This window comes from Photobacterium sp. Alg240-V54, assembly GCF_900537155.1.
Lineage (GTDB): Bacteria > Pseudomonadota > Gammaproteobacteria > Enterobacterales > Vibrionaceae > Photobacterium.
The window spans coordinates 134,999-157,823 of the sequence record NZ_UNRL01000007.1; the positions used below are offsets into that span (position 1 = coordinate 134,999).

Below are 22,825 nucleotides of genomic sequence, written 5' to 3' on the forward strand. Positions count from 1 at the left end.
ACGAGTTTAATGGTCGAGTCGTGGTTGAGTTGATATTATAAGTTAAGTAAAACCTAAACGAGTTGATCAACGAAACTTTGTTTTAGGTCGCACGCGCGGTGCTAAGGATAGCAACCACTATCAAGTTAATTGATAACTGGGTCTTCAAGGAACAACGTCCGCTCATAGATGACAGCGATAATTAATGTCGTTGCATCGCAGTGAAATTGATGAGTTCACTGCTGAATTCATATCGAGTATTCAGATAGTATTATTGATGCTATCTCGATCAAACATTACGACTGGAGAGAGTCATGAGCGATTTAAAAGCTGCGGCATTACGTGCATTAAAATTAATGGATCTTACAACATTGAATGAAGACGACACTGATGAAAAAGTGATCGCACTGTGTAAGAACGCAAAAACAGTTGTTGGTAACACTGCCGCAGTATGTATCTACCCACGTTTTATTCCTGTTGCTAAAAAGCAGCTACGTGAACAAGGTACACCAGATGTACGTATTGCAACCGTGACTAACTTTCCACACGGTAACGACGACATTGAGATCGCTGTTGCTGAAACGAAAGCAGCTGTAGCTTACGGCGCAGATGAAGTAGACGTAGTATTCCCATACCGCGCGCTAATGGCTGGCAATGCAGAAGTAGGCTTTGAGCTTGTTAAGCAATGTAAAGCAGCATGTGGCGATAACGTACTACTAAAAGTTATCATCGAAACGGGTGAGCTAAAAACTGAAGCACTTATTAAGCAAGCATCTGAAATTTGTATCAATGCCGGTGCTGATTTCATTAAAACATCAACAGGTAAAGTGCCAGTAAACGCAACACCTGAATATGCTGAAATCATGCTAAATGTGATTAAAGACATGGGCGTAGAAAAAACAGTTGGCTTTAAGCCTGCTGGTGGTGTGCGTACTGCTGAAGATGCACAACAATACTTAGCAATGGCTAACACTATTCTTGGTGATGAGTGGGCAGATAGCCGTCATTACCGTTTCGGTGCATCAAGCCTACTTGCTAACTTACTTCACACATTAGGTGAAGGCGAGCAAGCAGCACAAGGCGGCTACTAAGCGTCTTTGAATAAGGTGGCGTCATGCCACCTTATTATTTCTTAACACTAATTATTTTTATATTAGTGACAATTATCTAGGTTATTTAACCGTATTTATCAATGATGTTTAGTCATCAGTGACGGATTTTTGCAAGCAAATTTTGGTTACTTAATAGCGTAATTTGACCGCTAGATAATTAATTTTCCCCATTGAAATCGATATCAGTAAGAGGATCGTCATGTACTTACCTCAAGAAATTATTCGTAAAAAACGCGACAATATTGCTTTAACAGCAGATGAAATTAATTTTTTCATTCAAGGTGTAGCGAAGAACACTGTCTCTGAAGGTCAAATCGCAGCATTTGCAATGGCGGTTTATTTTAATGATATGACTATGGATGAGCGGGTCGCATTAACCTGTGCAATGCGTGATTCTGGTATGGTGATTGATTGGGGCCATATGAACTTCGATGGTCCAATTGTGGATAAGCACTCAACCGGTGGTGTGGGTGATGTGACCTCTTTAATGCTGGGCGCTATGGTAGCGGCATGTGGTGGCTATGTACCAATGATTTCAGGTCGTGGTCTTGGTCATACTGGCGGTACATTAGATAAGTTGGAATCGATTCCAGGTTATAACATTACGCCAAGCAATGAAGTGTTCGGTAAAGTAACTAAAGAAGCGGGTGTGGCAATTATCGGTCAAACAGGTGATTTAGCTCCTGCTGATAAACGTGTGTACGCAACCCGTGATGTAACCGCAACGGTTGATAATATTTCATTGATCACCGCGTCTATTTTGTCTAAAAAATTAGCGGCAGGTTTAGATTACTTAGTGATGGATGTAAAAGTAGGCTCTGGCGCATTTATGCCAACTTATGCAGCATCAGAAGAGTTAGCAAAATCAATTGTGGCGGTTGCTAATGGTGCAGGTACATGTACATCAGCGTTATTGACTGACATGAACCAAGTATTGGCATCAACAGCAGGTAATGCGCTTGAAGTACGTGAAGCAGTACAGTTTTTAACGGGTGAATACCGTAATCCGCGTCTATATGAAGTAACAATGGCATTGTGTGCTGAAATGTTAGTTATCAGTAAACTTGCATCAGATTTACCGCAAGCACGTGCCAAACTTCAAGCAGTGTTAGATAATGGTCAAGCAGCAGAACGTTTTGGCAAAATGGTTGCAGGTCTTGGTGGTCCAACTGATTTTATCGATAATTATGATAACTATCTTGATAAAGCAGAGATTATTAAACCTGTATTTGCTGAAACAACCGGCTTTGCAACTGCAATGGATACCCGTGGTTTAGGTATGGCTGTTGTTGGCATGGGGGGGGGACGTCGTGTCGCTAGCGATAACATCGATTATGCTGTGGGTCTATCAAATATGATTCGTCTTGGTGATGAAGTGTATGCAGATACGCCACTAGCAATGGTACATGCGCGCACTGAAGCGCAATGGCAAGACGCTGCGAAGGCAGTACGAGCTAATATTACCGTTGCAGATACAACGTCAGAAGCAACCCCGGAAGTATACCGTCGCATTGGCAAACAAGATGTATAACGGAGCAAAAATGAAACGTTCAATTATTTTAGTTTTAGATTCTTTTGGTATCGGCGCGACAGAAGATGCGGTTGATTTCGGTGATGTAGGCGCAAATACCCTTGGCCATATTGCGGCAGCATGTGCGCGCGGCGAAGCTAATAATGGTGATCGTAGTGGCGCGCTACATTTGCCTAACCTAACCAAACTAGGTTTAGCAAAAGCCTGTGAAGAATCATGTGGTAGTTTTCCTGAAGGTATGGACAGTGACGTTGAAATCGTAGGTGCTTACGGCCACGCGAAAGAAATTTCATCAGGAAAAGATACCCCTTCTGGTCACTGGGAAATTGCAGGTGTACCAGTATTGTTTGATTGGGGCTACTTCAGTGATAAAACCAATAGCTTCCCTAAAGAATTAACTGATCGCATTCTTGCACGTGCAGGCTTAGATGGTTACTTAGGTAACTGCCATGCATCTGGTACTCAAGTACTGGATGACTTGGGTGAAGAGCACATGCAAACAGGTAAACCAATTTTCTATACATCTGCTGACTCTGTATTCCAAATTGCATGTCATGAAGAGACTTACGGTCTTGATAAATTGATGGAACTTTGTCATATCGCTCGTGAAGAGCTAGAAGATTACAATATTGGTCGTGTTATTGCGCGTCCATTTACTGGTGCTGGTAAAGGTCAGTTTGAACGTACGGGTAACCGTCGCGACTTGTCTCTTGAGCCACCTGCAGCAACTGTTTTGCAAAAGTTGGTTGAAGAAAAGCAAGGTGAAGTAATTTCTATTGGTAAGATTTCTGATATCTATGCGGGCTGTGGTATTTCTCGTAAAGTAAAAGCAACCGGTATTCCAGCATTGTTTGACGCAACGTTAGCGCAAATTGATGAGGCGGGTGATAACAGCATCGTATTTACTAACTTCGTTGATTTTGACTCAGCATATGGTCACCGCCGTAATGTTGCAGGTTATGCAGCAGCGTTAGAGTACTTTGACCGTCGCTTACCTGAAATCTTAGCCTTGCTAAAAGAAGATGATGTGCTAATTATTACTGCTGACCATGGTTGTGATCCAACATGGCCGGGTACAGATCATACTCGCGAGCATATTCCAGTGATTGTAACTGGACCAAAAGTGAAGGCGGGTTCATTAGGCCGTCGTGAAACATTTGCTGATATTGGCCAAAGCCTTGCTGAGCATTTTGGTACCTCTGATATGGCTTACGGTAAGTCGTTTCTATAAATACGAATAAACAACTATTATTCTGATCATCAAGGCGAGGAATCATTGGATTAATCGCCTTGATTAGTATAAAAATGTGGTTGTTTATATGATAGCGATTATTGGTTATGAGTAAGGTGTGTTTTAAAGCAAATGCTAGCGTTACTGATAACTGATTCAATTAACAAAAGGATATAACGATGGCTACTCCACATATTAATGCTGAAATGGGTGATTTTGCAGATGTCGTGCTGATGCCTGGTGATCCACTACGTGCTAAGTTTATCGCAGAAACATTCCTAGAGAATGTGACTGAAGTATGTAATGTACGTAGCATGCTTGGTTTCACTGGTACTTACAAAGGTCGTAAGATCTCTGTTATGGGCCACGGTATGGGTATTCCTTCTTGTTCTATCTATGCGACAGAGTTAATTAAAGACTTTGGCGTGAAGAAAATTATCCGTGTTGGTAGTTGTGGTGCTGTACGTGATGACGTTAAATTACGTGATGTTGTTATCGGCATGGGTGCATCAACAGATTCTAAAGTAAACCGCATCCGTTTTGGTGGCCATGACTTCGCAGCAATTGCTGACTTCGGTATGGTACAAAATGCAGTAGATGCAGCAAAAGCAAAAGGTATTCCAGTTAAAGTCGGTAATATCTTCTCTGCTGATTTGTTCTACAACCCAGATTTTGATTTCTTCAAAACAATGGATAAGTACGGCATTGTTGGTGTTGAAATGGAAGCGGCTGGTATCTACGGCGTAGCGGCAGAGTTTGGTGCTAAAGCACTGACTATCTGTACTGTTTCTGACCATATTCTACGCGGTGAAGCAACAACCTCTGAAGAGCGTCAATTAACCTTCAATGAGATGATTGAGATCGCATTAGAATCAGTATTACTTGGTGATGCTGAGTAATCGACGTTGAATAAAAAAAGCGGTAACAGTGCAAACTGTTGCCGCTTTTTTATGGCCACTAATTACTGTTATTAGGGCTGATTACGCAGGAATGGAAAATGCCCTTGGTAATGCTGACGGCTAAAGACCAACATCAATAACCCGCCTAGAATCAATGCTGCGATCACTAAACCTCGAATAATAGCGGTCATGGTCGCCATTTTAGCGTAAGCATGAGTCAGTAATTTATCGTGTTCGAGCGTGATCCGCATAAAGCCAATAATATGGTCATTGAGCAATACAGGCTCTGCAATTTGTTGACGACCGATACTCGCCATTGCCAGTGGCGTCGACAGCCCAGTTAATTGTTCTAATGGCATTGCGGCTTTAGTTTTGGCTAACACCACTCCCTCAAGATTATAAATGCTAGCATCCAATATTAATGGCTCAGTGGCTAAATTCTGCACTAATAATTGCAGCTGATCTTGGTCTTTATTTTCAATATCTAGTGCTGCATTTTGAGCTGCTTGGCGCACAATAATTTGTGATAAGGTTTGAGTTTGCTCACTTAGCAATTGGTAGTTTTGTTGGCTAAGGGAAGCGCCATATTGAAGGATACCAATAAATGTTAATAGGCATATTAGCACTATAACGGCTTTATGCAGTCGCTGACGTTGCCACCGTTTGGTGTTCCATTGGATCATTGATAGCTCTCGATTACTTCGATGATGGTTATTCTACACTAAAAAAATAAGAGATGATTATTTCACCGCCAGGTAATTGTTAAACTTTGTTAACAAATAAGTGCTGATGATGATTTGAAAAGAGACTTTTCACAAGCTATTGATTTTATAAGTGTAAAAAGCTTTTTGTGGTTAGTGATATAACTGTCATTTTACAATTGGACTTGCTCTTCATGAGTACAATCGTTAGGTTTATAGTAATCAAATTGTTAAGGATGACATAATGGACGTTGCGAACGTACTCAAAATCAACAAACACCCGACCTTGTTTAAACGCTTTCCCGAGATTTTATCTGTCACTAATACCAGTAAGCGCCAAGCAAATTGGTTAGTCTATGGTAAGCAAATTACCACTGATAATATTGAGGCGATTAATGATGTTGGTTTGAGTGCTATTGATATTGTCGCAGCTTGGAAAGTGGGTGCCTATGATGCCATTTTAATTGCCAGTGAGCTCTCGTTAGATCAACAGCAAAAAGTGATTGAACAACAATTAGACTTTGCTTATGTGAGCGATATTCCTGATTTATCAATGCCAGGGGTCGTGGTATTAGACATGGACTCAACTGCGATTGAGATTGAGTGTATTGACGAAATCGCCAAACTTGCTGGGGTTGGTGAAGAAGTGGCTGCGGTTACAGAGCGAGCGATGTCGGGTGAATTAGACTTTGAGCAGAGTTTACGCCAACGCGTAGCTGCGTTAGCTGGCGCAGATGAAGCGATTTTAACCCAAGTTCGCGATCAGCTGCCGTTAATGGCTGAGTTACCTCAATTAATTGCCACCTTGCACCATTATGGTTGGCAAGTGGCGATCGCTTCTGGCGGATTTAGTTATTTTTCCGATCATCTACAGCAGCAATTTAATTTGGTATCAGCAACTTCCAATACGCTTGAAATTATTGACGGTAAGTTAACTGGTAAGGTGATTGGCAAAGTGGTTGATGCCAAAGCTAAAGCAGATATATTATTGGCATTAGCCGAAGAGTTTGATATTGAACCGCATAATACCGTTGCTGTAGGTGATGGTGCTAACGATTTACTGATGATGGAAATTGCAGGGCTTGGCATTGCTTATCATGCTAAACCTGTGGTTGAACAACAGGCCAATGTGGCTATTCGTCATGCTGATTTAGGGGCGGTAATTTGTATCTTATCAGCATCCCTCGCCGAACAACGGTTAGCTTGGTAGGTTTGATGCAGCATTCGCACCTTGTAATCGGTGCGAATGGTTAATCACATTAATGAATTTCAAGCCGAATTAACACTTCATCGGTAATATCTAAAATTTCACCACAACCTATCAATGACGTGAACTCCATTTCTAATGCTCGCGCTCGATGCAATGTTAAGCGTGCTAATTTACTCAGTTTTTCACCAATTAAGATCGTCAGTGGATTCAACACGGGCAATGCAGTGATCCGCAATACAAATAAGTCGCCGTGTTGACGAGCCTGCTCAATATATGCGCGTTGGCTGGCAACATCATCAAAATCCTGGCGTAGCTTCGTATCAACCTGGTGCACTTTATTATCTTTAATCTCAATCGCTAAATATAATTCATGAATAACGGGAGGGGGCTGTTTGTCTCGCGGTCGCATTGGATCGGCGAGTAATTGTTTCACTCGTTGTTTGAAAATAATATCCAGATCACAGCGTTCATTATCACTTAGCTGGTGGAGTATGGTTGCCAGTGGTGACAATGGAAAATTGGATCCAATCGCTTTGACCTTGATTTTATGGTCAACTTTTTCAGCGAAATAAGGCAAACAATGCAATCGAGTCAGCAACATTTGATGCATCGCAAATAACATCGCCGTCGAGGGTTGCGGCTCTTTACACACGGGTAACTTTTCGAGGTTAGAGGCAATTAACGTTTGTAGAAATTGTCCGCCTAATAAACCGTCGTCATTTTCAATGGTTGTTAATTGAATATTTTTGCCATTAGGGCTAGTGCGAATAACCTGGTAGGGCATTCTTTTTAAAATACTATTTTTAGTGCTGCGGGCTAAATCGGTAAATCCAATGATCACGGTATCACCTTGTTTACAGCGTAGTGGTTGATCTAAATTAATATTCAGTCCACGGCTGGAAAAATCAATTGAATGACCGCTGATCGCACCATTGTCTTGTTGAAGAGTGATGGTTGTTTGATATTGAAATCGAGATTCACTGCGCAGTGGTTTAGGATCAAAGTGGATCGCTTCTGCTTGGCTAATCGGGTTACGAGGATGACGGAATTGATGTAACTCTTGAGCCATTAACGTTGACGCAGCGCCAGCAAGATAATCCGGTTGGACTTGCGAGTGGGTTAAATCTTGCAAAGTACCAATATGAGATAAGTCCTGACAACATGGCATCATTTCTGGTGTCAATTGAGCTAATGCTTGAATATCGTTAGCAGTTAAAGGGTAAAGTGTTAATCGCATTACGCGCCAACTTTGACGTTTTGCACCAACCTGCCAAAATAATAGCCGCTGTTGACGTGTCATTTCAGGTAATGCTGCAGAATAAAAATAACGTTGGCCTTGATGCTCATGAAAGAAGCTATAAATTAAGGTGCTGGTTTGTGAAACCTTACTGAGACCGAGGTTACTGATACGAGAGGCTGATAGCAGATGATTAATTACTGGCTGGTTACGTTCATCATGCCAATATTGCCATTGGTGTTGATTATGATCGGTTAACAAGCTGTATTTGAGGTTCGTTCCAGCAAAAAATAATGGCATCGTTGTCGTATGCTTAAGGTAACAATGCTCAAATCCTTGCGTACGTAATTGAATAATCTTATCGTCATGGTTATTGCGACTTAATGATTGATGCTGATCATGCTTAATAATCGCCTGTAACGCTGCATTGTCAGTTAATGCTAATAAGCGCAACCATTTAATACTGTCGTTATCTTGAATATCATCAATGCCTAAAATACGATAGTGATGACTTTGGTTAAGGCGAGCATCTTGGTATTGTTGTGCCAGTTGTGGAAACGAAGCGGTAATCGTTTGACCAAGTTGGTAATCAAACGCCGCTGGCACTTTACATTTAGCCCCAGACAGAGAAAGATCGACCGTTGTTGCCAGCACTTGTTGGTTATTGGCTAATGTTAATGCGATTGGGGTCGCGATACTGAGCCTGTTTTCTTCACGGCTAAGGTAGTATCCAAATCGAATCAGTTTCGCTTGGAATAAACTATATTGAGTGTCTGTTGTTGCTGCCTCTACTGGTGGCTGTTTTTGTTGCTGTTGTTGGTGGATAATACGAAAATTGTTATGGGTATTAATCAACTCTTCGTAAAGCCCATAACAATACTGACCGCCAAACACACGACTGCGGTGATGATAAATATTGATAGCGACATCATCTAACCAATGGTTATAACCATTAAATGCATACTGGCGACACTGACCTTTAACCCGCCCTCGAAGATCAATAATTTTATTGCATGGGGCCATCAAACGATTGATTTCCATTTTTATTTGTAGCCGTGCAGGCCCCGTTTCGTGCTCAGTTAATAATGTAAACATGGGCTCAAAATCAGGCTGGTTATAGATTGGCAATAATTGTTCAATCAGGGCTTTATAATCGTCGAGATGCATGGATAGGTCTATTAATGAGTGGCTGGGTATATTTATCGGTCACAACATAAAAAAGTTTAGTGTTAACTGACATATATTTGTCGTTATTTGATAAATTCTTGACGCTAATCTGATTAGCAATTTTGAATAATGAGTGATGTAGGAACTAGAATGGCAAAAGCAGCAAAACGAGCGTATGTATGTAGCGACTGTGGAATGGACTTTGCGCGTTGGCAAGGGCAATGCTCGGGGTGTAAATCATGGAATACCATTACTGAATTTACGATTCCTAACACCAAAACTGGAGGTGTAACCTCTGCTCGTTCAAGCTTGTCAGGCTATGCTGGCATTGCTGGTGGTGGCTCTAAAAAGCTGCATGAAGTTGAAGCTGTTGATGCTCAAAAAATGTTAACCGGTATTGGTGAACTGGATCGAGTGTTGTGTGGTGGACTAACCACCGGCTCGGTGAACATTATTTCAGGTGATCCTGGTGCGGGTAAAACCACCTTGTTATCCGATTTAGTCGCGCGAATGTCTAAGCTGATGCCATCACTGTACTGTACCGCGGAAGAATCACTATCACAGTTTAAAAACCGTGTTAATCGCTTAAAGTTAACCTGTAATGAAGATAATTTATACCTGATGGCTGAAACCAGTGTTGAAGCGATCATCGCTGAGTTAGAGGCAAAACAGATCAAATTTGCGGTTATTGACTCGATTCAGGCAGTATCAACAGAATTAGCCAATGGTAGTCCAGGTTCACCATCACAAGTAAAAACCGCCGCACAAGCGCTGACGCAATATTGTAAACAAAACAATGTCACCATGTTTTTGATTGCGCATGTGAATAAAAATAACGAAATTGCAGGGCCACAAACACTGGTTCACATTGTCGATGCGTTACTGCATATCGACACCAATGATGGTCAAGTGCGAACATTACGTGCCAATAAGAACCGCTTTGGTGATGTAGATACGGTAGGTATTTTCCGGATGACAGAGCGCGGTATGCTCAGTGTTGATAACCCTAGTGAAATTTTCTTATCGGGTTCTACCACCGAGTCATCAGGCTCTGCGATCACCTGTATTCGTAAAGGTAACCGTAATATTTTATTAGAAATTCAATGTCTAACCACAGAAACTGAAGGTGAGTTTCCACAGCGGGTCTGTGTTGGCTTAAACATGAATAGAATAAAAATGTTAACCGGTATTTTACGTAAACACGCTAAGACCAAAATATTCCACGATACATTTTTCAATATTGTCGGCGGCTTAAAAATTGACGAATCAGAAACCTGTATTGATTTGGCATTAGTGGCAGCATTACTCAGTAGTTTAAATGAGTTTGTGGTGCCACGCACAACCTGCATCATGGGTGAGTTAAGTCTTAATGGTGATGTGCGCCCAATAGACAGTGGTGTGCCACGAGTGAAAGAAGCGGCGCAACATGGATTCACTGAAATTTTTATTCCTTACCGTAACTACCATAAATCAATGGAAGGGCTTGGAGCTAAAATTGTCGCAGTGAAAACCATCCATGAATTGATTGAACTGATTAACTAACACCAGTGGTATAACTTGTAAGCTAGTTACGATTAGATTTAAGGCCAATCATCATAATATGATTGGCCTTTTTAATAAATGTAGAATGGGATTAGAGCAGCGATTAAAGATCGTCTTGGTTGTTGATGGGCTTAGTATGTTTAACGGTAGCGATGCCGGTATCGTGGTTTTCATCGCCGGTTAACTGTACCTGCATTGCCACCATGCCATTGATGGTATTTAGCAATGATGCCCATTGAACATTTTTTTCTTGTTTAAACAACTCGTCAAAATTTTCAATGTTCCATTTAACAAATGGCCGTGGGTTAAGTGGTTTGCCTAAAAAGCGAATTTCATAATGTAAGTGAGGGCCAGTTGATAATCCAGAATTACCGGTCCACCCAATAAGTTGGCCTTTTTTAACAAACTCACCTTGCTTAACTTTAAATTTACTCATGTGAGAGTAAGTAGAAATAAATCCCATCGTATGATTTAAGGTTAATTGATTACCGTAACCGTAATTACTGCTGCGCGCGCGTTCAATAACCGCATCGGCAGGTGCATAGATAGGAGTGCCAATTTTAGCCGCGAAATCAAGGCCATCATGGCGTTTTAGTTTTTTGGTGATTGGATGAATGCGGGTGCCAAAGCCTGATGTTAATTGAACATTAGGTGTCGGAGGACCATTGGGTATCAGCTGAAATAACGTCGCTCTGACGGCGGAGTTAATTGCGGCAGTATCGACCCGTTGCGTGATAGTTTGAGTTTCATCAACCGGCTCAATTCCCAACACTGTTTCCATGTCATCAATACGTTGGTTCAGGGCAACTAATGATTTTTTCTTATTCGCCAATGCTTGATTAAGATCTTGATTCATTGCCGTTTCTTCAGAAAGTGAGGCACTTAATTCTAACGCTTGGGCGCTTAATTTTTGAGCTGTTATCTGAGAGATTTTAGCATTTTGATAAAGATGGAACATTGAATAGCAGCCATAGCTAAAGATACCGCATACCGTAATAATTATGGCAGTACGATAATAGCGTTGTAGCGGATGTGGTGCTTTATTGGTTAATGATGGCTCTGACGATGATGGTTCTATATGAGACATAATTTATAGCTATTATTAAGAAACAAGTGAATGTTGACAGAAATAAAGACCTTTGGCGTGGTCAGTATCGAATCAACTAGCGATAACTAATAAGCCTCTCAGTCTATGTCGTTGCTTTTATTATTGCTAGCCATCACGTCACATAAATGATGCAATACAGGATATTGTTTTGCTGTTGTTTTAAAAAACATTTGATTTTAAAGTTGTTTTTATTTTCTAACAAAAAAAGAGCTGATTACACAGCTCTTTTTTGATTACAGCGAAGTAGTACAATTATTTTGCAATACGTTTGTACTTAATACGGTGTGGTTCGGCAGCATCTGAGCCTAATGTTTTCTTCAACCAATCGGTGTATTCAGTAAAGTTACCTTCAAAGAAGCTCACTTTACCTTCATCGCGATAGTCAAGAATATGAGTTGCAACACGGTCAAGGAACCAACGGTCATGCGAGATAACCATAGCGCAACCTGGGAACTCAAGTAGTGCTTCTTCCAAAGCACGTAAGGTTTCTACGTCAAGGTCGTTGGTTGGTTCATCGAGTAGTAATACGTTACCGCCCGATTTTAGCAGTTTCGCTAAGTGAACACGGTTACGCTCACCACCAGATAAATCGCCAATGCGTTTTTGGTGATCACTGCCTTTAAAGTTAAAGCGTGATACATAGGCACGTGCTGGAATTTCAAAGTTGTTGATTTTAAGAATATCAGCACCTTCAGAAATTTCTTGGTAAACGGTGTTGTCGTCATTCATGCTGTCGCGGAACTGATCTACCGAGGCCAATTTCACTGTTTCGCCTAATTCAATTGAACCAGAATCCGGTTGCTCTTCACCACTTAGCATCTTAAACAGCGTTGATTTACCAGCACCGTTAGCACCGATAATACCGACGATAGCACCTTTAGGCATGCTGAATGATAAATCATCGATCAGTACGCGATCACCAAACGATTTAGTCAGGTTATTAACTTCAATAACTTTGTCGCCTAAACGCTCACCTGGTGGAATGAACAGTTCATTGGTTTCATTACGCTTTTGGTGATCGGTAGTATTAAGTTCTTCAAAGCGCGCCATACGTGCTTTTGATTTTGCTTGACGGCCTTTAGGGTTTTGACGAACCCATTCAAGTTCTTTCTCGATAGTTTTTTGCAAAGCACGTTCTTGCGATGATTCTTGCTTTAGACGTGCATCTTTTTGCTCAAGCCATGAGGTGTAGTTACCTTGCCATGGAATACCTTCACCACGGTCAAGTTCTAAAATCCAGCCAGCAGCATTGTCTAGGAAGTAACGGTCGTGGGTAATCGCTACCACAGTACCGCTGTAATCAACCAAGAAGTGTTCAAGCCATGCTACCGACTCTGCATCTAAGTGGTTCGTTGGCTCATCAAGTAGCAGCATGTCTGGCTTATCAAGTAATAAACGACAGATAGCAACACGACGACGCTCACCACCAGATAAGTTCTTTATAGGTGCATCCCAATCAGGCAGGCGCAGTGCATCTGCGGCACGTTCAAGTTGCATACCAAGGTTATGGCCGTCTTTCGTTTCAATCAGTGACTCTAAATCACCTTGTTCTTTTGCTAAAGCGTCAAAATCAGCGTCTGGTTCAGCATAGGCCGCATACACTTGATCAAGACGAATTAATGCCTCTTTAACATCAGACACTGATTCTTCAACAATCTCACGCACTGTTTTGGTTTCATCTAGTACAGGTTCTTGGGGTAAGTAACCGATTTTTAGTCCAGCTTGTGGACGAGCTTCACCTTCAATATCGGTATCAATGCCAGCCATAATACGCAGTAAAGTTGACTTACCAGAGCCATTCAGGCCTAAAACACCAATTTTGGCACCAGGAAAGAAACTTAATGAAATATCTTTTAAGATTTGACGCTTAGGTGGGACGATTTTGCCCACTCGCGACATGGTATAGACGTAATCAGCCATATCCGTGTGTGATCTCTAGTTCTAAAATGAAGCTTATATAGTACCTATAATCTTTAAAAATTCACTCGAATTGTTGGGTATTCGTTGGCTCAGTAAAATATTTTAACGATAAAATTGATTGTTTATTGCAATGCTAACCATCACAATCATGCTTAGTGGTAATGATATATTCGTCATGGTATGTGGCGACGGGTATTGATAGCAATATTGCATTGATGGTGCTTTTTTTTGCTATTATTGAGCAGGGTTCATCGATAAGTTTTGGCGTTTTTTATATGGAGTTAATCGTGATACGTCTATTTAGTTATTCTCGGGTTTTTTCACTTGTTTTGTTGACCGTCGGATTAACCACTGCCGTGAGTGTTCAAGCGGCGACATTAGAGCAACAGCGCACATGGTACGAACAAGCGCAACATGCGTTTTCAGCCAATGATATGGCATTATTTCATCAGCAGAAAACCAAGTTAGGCGGATATCCATTATATCCTTACTTAGAATATCGCGAATTTAACGCTCAGCTAGCGACTAAAAATACCAGCCAAGTAAAGGTATTTATCAATAAGTATAAAATGCTACCTTTTAGCCAAACGATTAAAGCGCGTTATTTAAATCAGTTGGTTAAGGAAGATCGTTGGCATGATTTTTTATTGATGCAACCGGCTGTACCACGACAAACAGATCTACAGTGTGCTTTTTATTATGCTAAAGCTCAAACAGGTAAAGCGACATTAGCATGGCAGGGCGCAGAAAAATTATGGCAAACGGGAAGCTCGTTACCAGCCAGTTGTGATGCGCTCTTAAATCGTTGGAGTGCGGCGGGCAAGCGCACTAATACCATGGTGTTAGATCGAATGGTATTAGCCTATGCCAAAGGTAATAGTAGTTTATTAAGCTATCTTGATAAATTGCTAACTGGTAATGCTAAAGCCACAGGCGATACCATATTAGCGCTATATAGCCAGCCTCAAAAGGTCGGTGAATTTGCTAAGAAAAGTAAAGTAACTGCTTTTAATCAGTCGCTTACCAAGAGTGCTTTTTTATTGCTAGCCCGTAAAGATACTCAACAAGCCGTGGCTGAGTATGATCAAGTGGTGCGAGGGCAGCATTTTGATAAAGCGACTAAGCAAACATTGGCAGATGCGGTCGCTTCTCGATTAATGTCGACCAATGATACCGCATTAGCACAATGGCGTGACAGCAAATTAGCCCACAGTACTAACACCAACCTGTTAGAGCGTCGTATACGTAATGCGATTCGTGAAGCTAATTGGAAACAAACCCAATTATGGATTAACCGTTTACCAAAACAAGCGCAACAGACGCCGCGATGGACATTTTGGAAAGCCAAGTTGTTAGCCCAAAATGGTAAGAAAAAACAAGCGGATAAAATTTACACCTCACTATTAGGTGAGCGAGATTTCTACAGTGCGGCTGCGGCAACGATATTACATAAGCCGATTGTGTACCCGTTAACGAAAGCGCCAACATCGACCGCTTTATTAACACCTTATAACAAGAGCTTAGTACGTGTTAAAGAATTAATTGCACTTGATAAGGTGACCGCTGCTAATCGTGAGTGGGGCTATTTGCTCTCTAAAATTACCAATGTTCAAACCAAGCGTCAGTTAGCGGTATATGCTGAAAAACATCAATGGCATTACTTGGCAGTGCAGGCGACTATTTCTGGTAAGTTATGGGATCATATGACCTTAAGATTTCCTTTAGCCCACAAATGGTTATTTGATTTCTTCAGTGAACAACGCAATATTCCAGCATCGACCATGATGGCATTAGCGCGTCAAGAAAGTGCGTTAAACATTCATGCGCGATCACATGTTGGCGCAAGTGGCTTAATGCAATTGATGCCTGCGACAGCTGCAGAAACGGCTCAGAAACTTGATTATAAATACCAGGGTAAACAAAGTTTATTTGATCCAAGTGTTAATATTCGTTTAGGCAGCGCTTATTTGAAAATGATGTTAGAGCGTCACGATGGTAATCGTATTTATGCTTTTGCATCTTATAATGCTGGGCCTGGTCGGGTTGCGCAGTGGAAAAAAATAACAGCGGGTAAATTAGATGTTTATTCATTCATTGAACAAATACCATTTAATGAAACACGCGGTTATGTTCAAAATGTATTAATGTTTGATATTTATTACAATGAATTGATGGGACATAAAGGGGTATTATTTAGCCCTGCAGAATTAAAGGCGCGTTATTAATAGCATTAGATGTTTATTGATAATAGTTGCTGTTCAATCTATTTAATAAATTTATTGTAATTATAAAAATAAAACCGCTACTGTTATGCAGAGACGTCGCAGTAGCGGTTATATAAACAAAGATATATTAAGTTTATTATAAATAAAGTTAATAGTTACTTCTTTTGAGAAAATGTTGGGTAATCTAATATCCAGCGCTCACCAAATTTTTGATTCCATTCCTCTGGAAATTTAGAGAAACCTGCTGCTGGGTACATTGTTAGTTCACTAAATGTTACTTGATTATTATGGAAATATAAATCGACACGAACCATGTCATAATATTTACCAATGCGTTCTGCTATTTCAATCATTTGATCAATGAACGGTGGCTTTTCCGGTGTTGGAAGTAAGCGTGGTTTATTATTTAAAATAAAGCCTAGTTCATTCCAGTCACGATCAAACATATTTCGATAATGTTGATCAAAGCGACCTTGATCTAATTGAATGAATTCTACTTTACCATCAATAACATGCAGTTTGTAATCATCTGGAACAGTACCATTGAAATCAAGAAATTCTTCAGCAAATATACGTGGTGGAATATTCTTATATCCCCATTCACCTAATGAGCCTGATTGATCTTTTTTAAACCAACGGCTAGCAAATGCTTTCATCTCTGGCTTTGAAAAATGTTTACCGTTACGTACAAATTCAATTGTTTGGCTAGTATGGTTTGCTTTTAATACGTAATCGTTCGGCATTTTATTAAATGGGAACATATCAAAATCAGCAATATATTTAGCAACCCATAATGTTTTTGGAATGTATAATTCTGGGGCTATTTCTTTTACAAAAGTTTTAGCTGCTAATTTGTCAGCGCCAATAGTAAGGTATTCACTACGGTCATGAATTTTTTTAAGCTGTACTTTTTCATTAAATGTTTGCGGATTGCTATAGTTAATGAATTTTTTAAACTTTCTAAAATACAGTAGTTGTAATCTTATTTTTATTGGAAGTTTGGATACTATTCCTGAAAACAATCGATATTGTAAGCTTTCCATCTTAGGTTCTCTGCCTGTTATTTAACTTATAATTTTAGTTTATCTATTTGACAATCAAATTTAATAGATTTATTGGTACTTTAATATCAACTGATCATCAGCATTATTCATGAATAGGGTAGTATAACTAAATTAAATCCTTTGATCCTATCTGCTATGTTATCTCTATGTCATTTTTCAATTAGAAAAATATATAATCCGCACTGAATGTATATACTAAAGATATTAATTACTGTTTTTAAAGGGAAATGTTACATTTATAATGTAAATATTTCATTTAAATTGTTTTTTTTAACATTAACAAAGGAAAAAATTTCATAGATTAGGCTATTTTTAGCAAATTGATATAATAACTACAAACAAAATTATGATCTATTTTGTTATATATTATGATTAACTATTTTTGGATTTGTTCGAGGTGATTGTTATCAATTCCAGACGTTATTCATAAATATATACGCCATTATTGTAAGTATTTATTTGTAATATTATGAACTATAGAAATAACACGTGCTTGGTCAGATGTGGGAATCGCGGTACACTGCAAGCTTGAAATAATGCCTGATGGGGTAAATAGAAATGGCTGTAGACTCACCGAAGTATACTGATTGGCAACAGGTTTTGGATTTGCTTCAGCAAGCATCTGCACAACAAAAAGATCAATTACTGTTTAAATTGTTATTAACTCATGATGAAAGAGAAGCCTTGCTTGCTCGTGTGAATATTGTTCACGAGTTACTTAATGGTGAGCGTAGTCAGCGTAAAATTAGTGAGTTACTTGGTGTGGGTGTCGCGACAATTACCCGTGGTTCAAATGAACTAAAACATCAAGATGAAGATACCAAAGCATGGTTAGCTGATTTTCTCGCTAAAAATGGTTCATCTAGTTTGTAATATATTGCCACTCAATCATTTTTAGCCGTTTATACACAGCGCTATTATAAATAAACGCTGTGTTGAATTTAGTATAATTCCGGATTTAAAAAAGGAATTAATGCTAAAATTAACGCTTGTTGATAAACACTACTACGACTTAATAAGTGCTGAGTTAGCATCGCAATCGCACCACCTTTTTGCTTGATATTCTGTTGAGCAAACATTTCATCCATCACATCCCCAAGCTCCATACCTTGTGCTATTTTCGCTAATGCGAGAGGTGGTAGTGGTAACGATGCTGAGCGGGCTGTCGATTTCTTGCCTTGATGTTCAATCACCATCCATGCAAAAGTAAAATTACCATCTAAGCCTGCTTCTAAACCAACGATATAATCAGCATTTGAGTAACGCTCTCGGCAATAATCGACTCGATTGTTTGCACCTAATAACGTTTCTTCACTGGTTAATGGTTGATCTCTAACGCCACTGATGGTGCTTACTCCTGTGATCGTAAACTGTTGCTGAGGAAAGGCATCTTTAAATGCATTAGTAACAGCGGTAATTTTAGCTGGGTTAGCTGATGCGACAATAATGGTGGGCATAATTAACTATTCGTCAAAGTAAAACATGAATAAACAGCTTGAAAGTAGCGTATTTAGCAACAAAATTATAGTAAATAAAAAAGCCCACCTAAATAAGATGAGCTTTTGTTTATCCCTAGTTGAGCATTCCGTGGTGATTAACGGTCGTAAGCCCAGTCTGATTGGATAATATAACCGTGAATTTGGAACTCACCGTTATTAACAAATAAGTTAGGAAAATCTGGCTGTGAGGTTGAGAATACAACACCATCAGCAAGTTGAGTCATATGATAAAAATCAGGCTCACTACCACGAACAGAAGCAAATACGGGTTGCTTTGGACGGTAAGCCGCTTCTTTCGTTGCTAATGCATAGCTACCCACAGGTGCACAATGGGCGATGTTTTCATTATCAATGAACAAGCCAAGGCATGCATCACGCTCTAAGTGTTGCGGGATCGCACGCTTGCTGATGACTTCAACAGAATCACCTAAATTGTAAGCTGAAAAGTCTTTACGGTGAATCACTGGAATATAAGTGCAGGTTGCAGAGCTATCATGTTGGGTGCTGATAGTCGTTGTTGCCTGTGTTCCAGTGTCAATTTGACCCGTTAAAATATAGCCAATTGATGTATTTAGAGTTTCAGCGATTTTTTCTAGTTCGCGAACTTCAATACCGTATTTACCCGATAGTTTACGACTCATTGTACCTTGCTGAAGGCTAAGCGCTTCACCAAGTTGTTTTTGACTAATGCCTTGAACTTTAGCCAAGCGCTTAATTCTTTCTAAATATTCCATGTAACTAGCTTCCTGCTTCAAATAGGGGCTGTGAATGAAAAATGCATTCTCAATAGTTATAAAACATATTACTTAAAAGTGTAGAAAAGGAATCATAGTTACTTAAAAAGTGGGATTGATTTGGTTAAAGAAATATACCCCACAGGAAAGATGGGTAAAAAATGGAACAAAATACGCGAAAAAAAATAAGTTTAGAGGCGGGAAACGCATTTGGCTTGCGTGAAAATAAAAGATTAAAGATGCGATAATTTTTGATAAAAAAAACAACCTTATTTGTAAGGTTATGATTTTTAATGCTTTAAAAGTAAACTAAGGAGTGTTAAATAAAATGAAGTTATTTGTTTTTTTATTTTTGTAAATCGTGATTTGTTTTGTAAAATAAGATTTTCAGTGATACTTAGCTCAATAATAAAATTAAATAGTTTTTATGGGTATGAATGTTGTTATTGATAAGGTTGATGATAAGCGTGGTTTATTGACACTGAACGCAAGCTAAAATACCTAGATAGAATATTTTATTTTGTAACAATAACGCTTGTGAAGCGAATGTTACAGTGTCAAATGTGGCCGTTATTGATTAAATTGTAACTAAATCGAATGATAACTAATGTTTAAATATAAAAAAGCCTAAGTATTAATAGCTTAGGCTTTTTTTATTTTAATGAATTATTATTTAGCTGCTGGTGCAGGAGTACGAATTAAGTAATCAAAAGCCCCTAAACTTGCTTTAGCACCTTCACCCATTGCAATAATGATTTGCTTGTAAGGGACGGTTGTTACATCACCGGCCGCGAAAATACCGTTAGCACTTGTATTGCCGTGAGCACCAATTTCAATTTCACCGCGTGGTGTTAATGCTACAGCTGATTCTTTTAGCCACTCAGTGTTTGGCACTAAACCGATTTGAACAAAGATACCTGCAAGTTCGATATGTTTGATTTTATCAGTGTTACGATCTTTGTAGCTAATGCCAGTAACGCGAGTGCCATCACCAACCACTTCTGTGGTTTGCGCCATTTTAATAATGTCGATGTTAGGCATACTTTCTGCTTTATTGATCAACACTTGGTCGGCACGTAATGTGTCAGCAAACTCAAGCACAGTAACGTGCTCAACAATACCTGCAAGGTCAATTGCCGCCTCAATACCTGAGTTACCACCACCGATAACCGCAGTGCGTTTACCTTTAAATAGTGGACCGTCACAGTGAGGACAGTAAGCAACACCTTTATTGCGGTATTCTTGCTCACCAGGAACGTTCATTTCACGCCAGCGAGCACCAGTACTGATGATCACGCTGCGGGCTTTTAATATTGCGCCACTTTCTAGATAAACATGGGCATAGCCGTCTGCAGTATCAGCCGCTTCAACAATATTTTTAACACGTTGCTCGCTCATGATATCAACGTTATATTGTTTTACGTGCTCTTCAAGGCTTGCCGCTAAGCGAGGACCTGTTGTTTCTTGAACCGAAATAAAGTTCTCGATAGACATAGTATCCATTACTTGGCCGCCAAAACGCTCGGCAACAACACCAGTACGAATGCCTTTACGTGCAGAATAAATAGCAGCTGATGCGCCAGCTGGGCCACCACCAACCACTAATACGTCAAACGGGGCTTTATCATTAAGGCTTGCTGCTGCTTTTTTAGCAGCGCCAGTGTCTAACTTATTTAAAATTTCAGTGAGTGACATACGGCCTTGACCAAAGACTTCACCGTTTACATAAACAGTAGGTACAGCCATGATATTGCGTTCTGTTACTTCTGCTTGGAAAGCCGCACCATCAATCATACTTGCTTTAATGCGTGGGTTAATCGCTGCCATCATGTTGAACGCTTGCACAACATCAGGACAGTTTTGGCAAGATAGTGAAATGAAGGTTTCAACAACGATGTCTTGATCTAATGCTGCGATTTGATCGATAACTGCTTGTTCTAGTTTCATTGGGTGACCACCGCTGTGCAGTAGTGCTAATACCAATGATGTAAATTCGTGTCCCATTGGCAAACCTGCAAAGCTGATTGAGGTTTGTTTGGTTGGGTTAACCACTTGCATAACAGGCTTACGTGCGCTGGCATTATTATTTTCAATAACACTAACTTTATCGTTTAGTTCTGCAATTTCGTAAGCTAACTCATGCAGTTTTTGTGCAGTGTCACTATCATCTAAACTTAATACCAGTTGTACGTCAGTTTTTAAATTTTCTAAATACGCTTGTAGCTGCTGCTTCATGTTTTGTTCTAACATAATCTTGCCTTTTTAATTTGTTCATGGCCTAACAGCAGATAATCAATGCGGGTCTACTGTCATACGACATATTGCCTATATAAAAAGGCGTAAATATGTTTGAAGGTCTTTGAATTAATAAGGCACCAAACACTAGGGGGATGTTTGATGCCTTATTACTTTTAAATAAACAGTTTATTTAAAAGCAGGATGAGTAATATTTCAGTTCGACGTGATGTCAAAAATAAACATTATCATCAAAGGTTAATAAGATTAGATCTTACCAACTAGGTCTAGAGAAGGAGTTAGTGTTGCTTCGCCTTCTTTCCATTTTGCTGGGCAAACTTCACCTGGGTGAGCAGCAACGTATTGTGCAGCTTTCACTTTACGCATTAGGTCTTCAGCTTCACGGCCAATACCTTCTGCAGTGATTTCCATTGCTTGGATAACACCTTGTGGGTCGATTAGGAAAGTAGCACGGTCAGCAAGACCTTGACCTTCACGCATAACGTTGAAGTTATTAGTGATGTTACCTGTTTGGTCGCCTACCATGTAGTAGTTGATTTTACCAATAGTGTCAGAGCTATCGTGCCATGCTTTGTGAGTGAAGTGAGTATCAGTTGATACTGAGAATACTTCAACGCCACGAGACTGAAGCTCTGCGTAATGGTCAGCTAAATCGCCAAGCTCTGTTGGACATACGAAAGTAAAGTCTGCTGGGTAGAAGAAGAATACTGCCCACTTACCTAGAACGTCTTTTTCAGTGATTTCTACGAAGTTGCCTTCTTTGTATGCTGTAGCGCTAAATGGCTTGATTTCAGTGTTGATCATGATGGAATCCTTTTGAATATAATTTTAATTTTTTATGCTGTAGTGCAAATCAAATCTCTGAAGCCATTATTGTCAAAATGGGAACATTAAGGAAATCGTTACAGTCGATACATTCAATAGCCAAAACCTATCATTGTGGTTTTTTATTAGATACAAAAAGGCCGCTGATTTCTCAGCGGCCTTTTTGAGAGGTTAATTACCAATAGTTAAGGTAATTACATGCGTGCTTTGAAGATCGCTACGATTTCTTCTAGGCTCGCTTTGCGTGGGTTCGTTAGAGAACACGCATCGTTTAGAGCGTTTTGCGCCATGAACGCTAGCTTATCTTCAGTGACACCCAAATCAGCTAGGCGTTGCTTGGTACCTACCTTTTCAGAGAGTGCATCAATCGCTTCAAGGGCGGCATTTACTGCTTGCTCTTGGGTCATTGCTGCGGTGTCGATACCCATAGCTTTAGCGATATCAACAAAACGTTCTGGTACTTGTTTGGCGTTAAAGCGCGAAACTTCTGCCAATAGGATAGCGTTACATAGGCCGTGAGCCAGGTCGTAAACACCWCCTAATTGGTGCGCCATTGAGTGAACGTAACCTAAAGAAGCATTAGAG

Annotated in this window: 18 protein-coding genes; 8 read left to right on the forward strand and 10 right to left on the reverse strand. The window is 39.9% G+C overall.

Annotation, left to right across the window (positions count from 1 at the left end; translation table 11 throughout):
- The first annotated feature begins 293 nt into the window (after window positions 1-293).
- From deoC to deoD, 4 genes are all read left to right on the forward strand, one after another.
- A complete protein-coding gene (gene deoC, locus G6R09_RS15890; protein WP_065169177.1) occupies window positions 294-1,070 on the forward strand; it encodes a deoxyribose-phosphate aldolase in 777 nt (258 codons plus the stop codon).
- A 220-nt stretch (window positions 1,071-1,290) separates the two neighbouring features.
- Window positions 1,291-2,622 carry a thymidine phosphorylase gene (deoA, locus tag G6R09_RS15895; RefSeq protein ID WP_065169178.1) on the forward strand — a complete coding sequence of 444 codons (1,332 nt, stop codon included), beginning with the start codon at window positions 1,291-1,293 and terminating at the stop codon, window positions 2,620-2,622.
- 10 nt (window positions 2,623-2,632) lie between these two features.
- Entirely contained in the window at window positions 2,633-3,853 is a 1,221-nt protein-coding gene (deoB, locus tag G6R09_RS15900) for a phosphopentomutase (protein WP_163923476.1), read from the forward strand.
- A gap of 179 nt (window positions 3,854-4,032) precedes the next feature.
- On the forward strand, window positions 4,033-4,752 hold the full coding sequence (gene deoD, locus G6R09_RS15905) for a purine-nucleoside phosphorylase (RefSeq protein ID WP_036795952.1): 720 nt from the start codon (window positions 4,033-4,035) through the stop codon (window positions 4,750-4,752).
- A gap of 71 nt (window positions 4,753-4,823) precedes the next feature.
- Here deoD and G6R09_RS15910 read toward each other — a convergent pair whose 3' ends face one another.
- Window positions 4,824-5,435, reverse strand: coding sequence for a YtjB family periplasmic protein (locus tag G6R09_RS15910; protein WP_163923479.1), 612 nt, complete (start codon window positions 5,433-5,435; stop codon window positions 4,824-4,826).
- 262 nt (window positions 5,436-5,697) lie between these two features.
- Between G6R09_RS15910 and serB the strand changes: the two genes are divergently transcribed.
- Window positions 5,698-6,663: a phosphoserine phosphatase gene (gene serB / locus G6R09_RS15915; RefSeq protein WP_065169180.1), complete on the forward strand. Its 966-nt coding sequence runs from the start codon at window positions 5,698-5,700 to the stop codon at window positions 6,661-6,663.
- Between the two features lie 49 nt (window positions 6,664-6,712).
- On the opposite strand, the gene G6R09_RS15920 is transcribed toward serB, so the two are convergent.
- Window positions 6,713-9,067: a PilZ domain-containing protein gene (locus G6R09_RS15920; protein WP_163923481.1), complete on the reverse strand. Its 2,355-nt coding sequence runs from the start codon at window positions 9,065-9,067 to the stop codon at window positions 6,713-6,715.
- A 150-nt stretch (window positions 9,068-9,217) separates the two neighbouring features.
- Here G6R09_RS15920 and radA point away from each other — a divergent pair, with 150 nt between their 5' ends.
- On the forward strand, window positions 9,218-10,609 hold the full coding sequence (gene radA, locus G6R09_RS15925) for a DNA repair protein RadA (RefSeq protein ID WP_163923484.1): 1,392 nt from the start codon (window positions 9,218-9,220) through the stop codon (window positions 10,607-10,609).
- Between the two features lie 103 nt (window positions 10,610-10,712).
- On the opposite strand, the gene G6R09_RS15930 is transcribed toward radA, so the two are convergent.
- Both G6R09_RS15930 and ettA read right to left on the reverse strand, forming a co-directional pair.
- Window positions 10,713-11,696 carry a M23 family metallopeptidase gene (locus G6R09_RS15930; protein ID WP_163923487.1) on the reverse strand — a complete coding sequence of 328 codons (984 nt, stop codon included), beginning with the start codon at window positions 11,694-11,696 and terminating at the stop codon, window positions 10,713-10,715.
- Window positions 11,697-11,969: 273 nt separating this feature from the next.
- Window positions 11,970-13,637 carry an energy-dependent translational throttle protein EttA gene (ettA, locus tag G6R09_RS15935; protein WP_163923489.1) on the reverse strand — a complete coding sequence of 556 codons (1,668 nt, stop codon included), beginning with the start codon at window positions 13,635-13,637 and terminating at the stop codon, window positions 11,970-11,972.
- A 287-nt stretch (window positions 13,638-13,924) separates the two neighbouring features.
- On the opposite strand from ettA, the gene sltY reads away from it, so the two are divergent.
- Window positions 13,925-15,862: a murein transglycosylase gene (sltY, locus tag G6R09_RS15940; protein ID WP_240345780.1), complete on the forward strand. Its 1,938-nt coding sequence runs from the start codon at window positions 13,925-13,927 to the stop codon at window positions 15,860-15,862.
- A gap of 155 nt (window positions 15,863-16,017) precedes the next feature.
- Here sltY and G6R09_RS15945 read toward each other — a convergent pair whose 3' ends face one another.
- Window positions 16,018-16,905 carry an ATP-grasp fold amidoligase family protein gene (locus tag G6R09_RS15945; RefSeq protein WP_065169185.1) on the reverse strand — a complete coding sequence of 296 codons (888 nt, stop codon included), beginning with the start codon at window positions 16,903-16,905 and terminating at the stop codon, window positions 16,018-16,020.
- Between the two features lie 579 nt (window positions 16,906-17,484).
- On the opposite strand from G6R09_RS15945, the gene trpR reads away from it, so the two are divergent.
- Window positions 17,485-17,799 (forward strand): trp operon repressor, encoded by a 315-nt coding sequence (gene trpR, locus G6R09_RS15950; RefSeq protein WP_065169186.1) that lies wholly within the window; start codon window positions 17,485-17,487, stop codon window positions 17,797-17,799.
- Between the two features lie 68 nt (window positions 17,800-17,867).
- On the opposite strand, the gene yjjX is transcribed toward trpR, so the two are convergent.
- From yjjX to G6R09_RS15975, 5 genes are all read right to left on the reverse strand, one after another.
- A complete protein-coding gene (gene yjjX / locus G6R09_RS15955; protein ID WP_065177315.1) occupies window positions 17,868-18,383 on the reverse strand; it encodes an inosine/xanthosine triphosphatase in 516 nt (171 codons plus the stop codon).
- A gap of 137 nt (window positions 18,384-18,520) precedes the next feature.
- Entirely contained in the window at window positions 18,521-19,159 is a 639-nt protein-coding gene (locus tag G6R09_RS15960; protein WP_060997694.1) for a helix-turn-helix transcriptional regulator, read from the reverse strand.
- Window positions 19,160-19,828: 669 nt separating this feature from the next.
- Window positions 19,829-21,409 (reverse strand): alkyl hydroperoxide reductase subunit F, encoded by a 1,581-nt coding sequence (ahpF, locus tag G6R09_RS15965; protein ID WP_065169188.1) that lies wholly within the window; start codon window positions 21,407-21,409, stop codon window positions 19,829-19,831.
- Between the two features lie 252 nt (window positions 21,410-21,661).
- A complete protein-coding gene (ahpC, locus tag G6R09_RS15970; protein ID WP_065177314.1) occupies window positions 21,662-22,219 on the reverse strand; it encodes an alkyl hydroperoxide reductase subunit C in 558 nt (185 codons plus the stop codon).
- 215 nt (window positions 22,220-22,434) lie between these two features.
- Window positions 22,435-22,825: iron-containing alcohol dehydrogenase (locus tag G6R09_RS15975; RefSeq protein ID WP_163923492.1), on the reverse strand; the 391-nt coding region annotated here is incomplete at its 5' end.

Excerpts from the sequence above, each read along its gene's own strand:
- deoC (WP_065169177.1), top strand. The coding sequence starts at position 294 with ATGAGCGATTTAAAAGCTGCGGCATTACGTGCATTAAAATTAATGGAT.
- deoA (WP_065169178.1), top strand. The coding sequence starts at position 1,291 with ATGTACTTACCTCAAGAAATTATTCGTAAAAAACGCGACAATATTGCT.
- deoB (WP_163923476.1), top strand. The coding sequence starts at position 2,633 with ATGAAACGTTCAATTATTTTAGTTTTAGATTCTTTTGGTATCGGCGCG.
- deoD (WP_036795952.1), top strand. The coding sequence starts at position 4,033 with ATGGCTACTCCACATATTAATGCTGAAATGGGTGATTTTGCAGATGTC.
- G6R09_RS15910 (WP_163923479.1), bottom strand. The coding sequence starts at position 5,435 with ATGATCCAATGGAACACCAAACGGTGGCAACGTCAGCGACTGCATAAA.
- serB (WP_065169180.1), top strand. The coding sequence starts at position 5,698 with ATGGACGTTGCGAACGTACTCAAAATCAACAAACACCCGACCTTGTTT.
- G6R09_RS15920 (WP_163923481.1), bottom strand. The coding sequence starts at position 9,067 with ATGCATCTCGACGATTATAAAGCCCTGATTGAACAATTATTGCCAATC.
- radA (WP_163923484.1), top strand. The coding sequence starts at position 9,218 with ATGGCAAAAGCAGCAAAACGAGCGTATGTATGTAGCGACTGTGGAATG.
- G6R09_RS15930 (WP_163923487.1), bottom strand. The coding sequence starts at position 11,696 with ATGTCTCATATAGAACCATCATCGTCAGAGCCATCATTAACCAATAAA.
- ettA (WP_163923489.1), bottom strand. The coding sequence starts at position 13,637 with ATGGCTGATTACGTCTATACCATGTCGCGAGTGGGCAAAATCGTCCCA.
- G6R09_RS15945 (WP_065169185.1), bottom strand. The coding sequence starts at position 16,905 with ATGGAAAGCTTACAATATCGATTGTTTTCAGGAATAGTATCCAAACTT.
- trpR (WP_065169186.1), top strand. The coding sequence starts at position 17,485 with ATGGCTGTAGACTCACCGAAGTATACTGATTGGCAACAGGTTTTGGAT.
- yjjX (WP_065177315.1), bottom strand. The coding sequence starts at position 18,383 with ATGCCCACCATTATTGTCGCATCAGCTAACCCAGCTAAAATTACCGCT.
- G6R09_RS15960 (WP_060997694.1), bottom strand. The coding sequence starts at position 19,159 with ATGGAATATTTAGAAAGAATTAAGCGCTTGGCTAAAGTTCAAGGCATT.
- ahpF (WP_065169188.1), bottom strand. The coding sequence starts at position 21,409 with ATGTTAGAACAAAACATGAAGCAGCAGCTACAAGCGTATTTAGAAAAT.
- ahpC (WP_065177314.1), bottom strand. The coding sequence starts at position 22,219 with ATGATCAACACTGAAATCAAGCCATTTAGCGCTACAGCATACAAAGAA.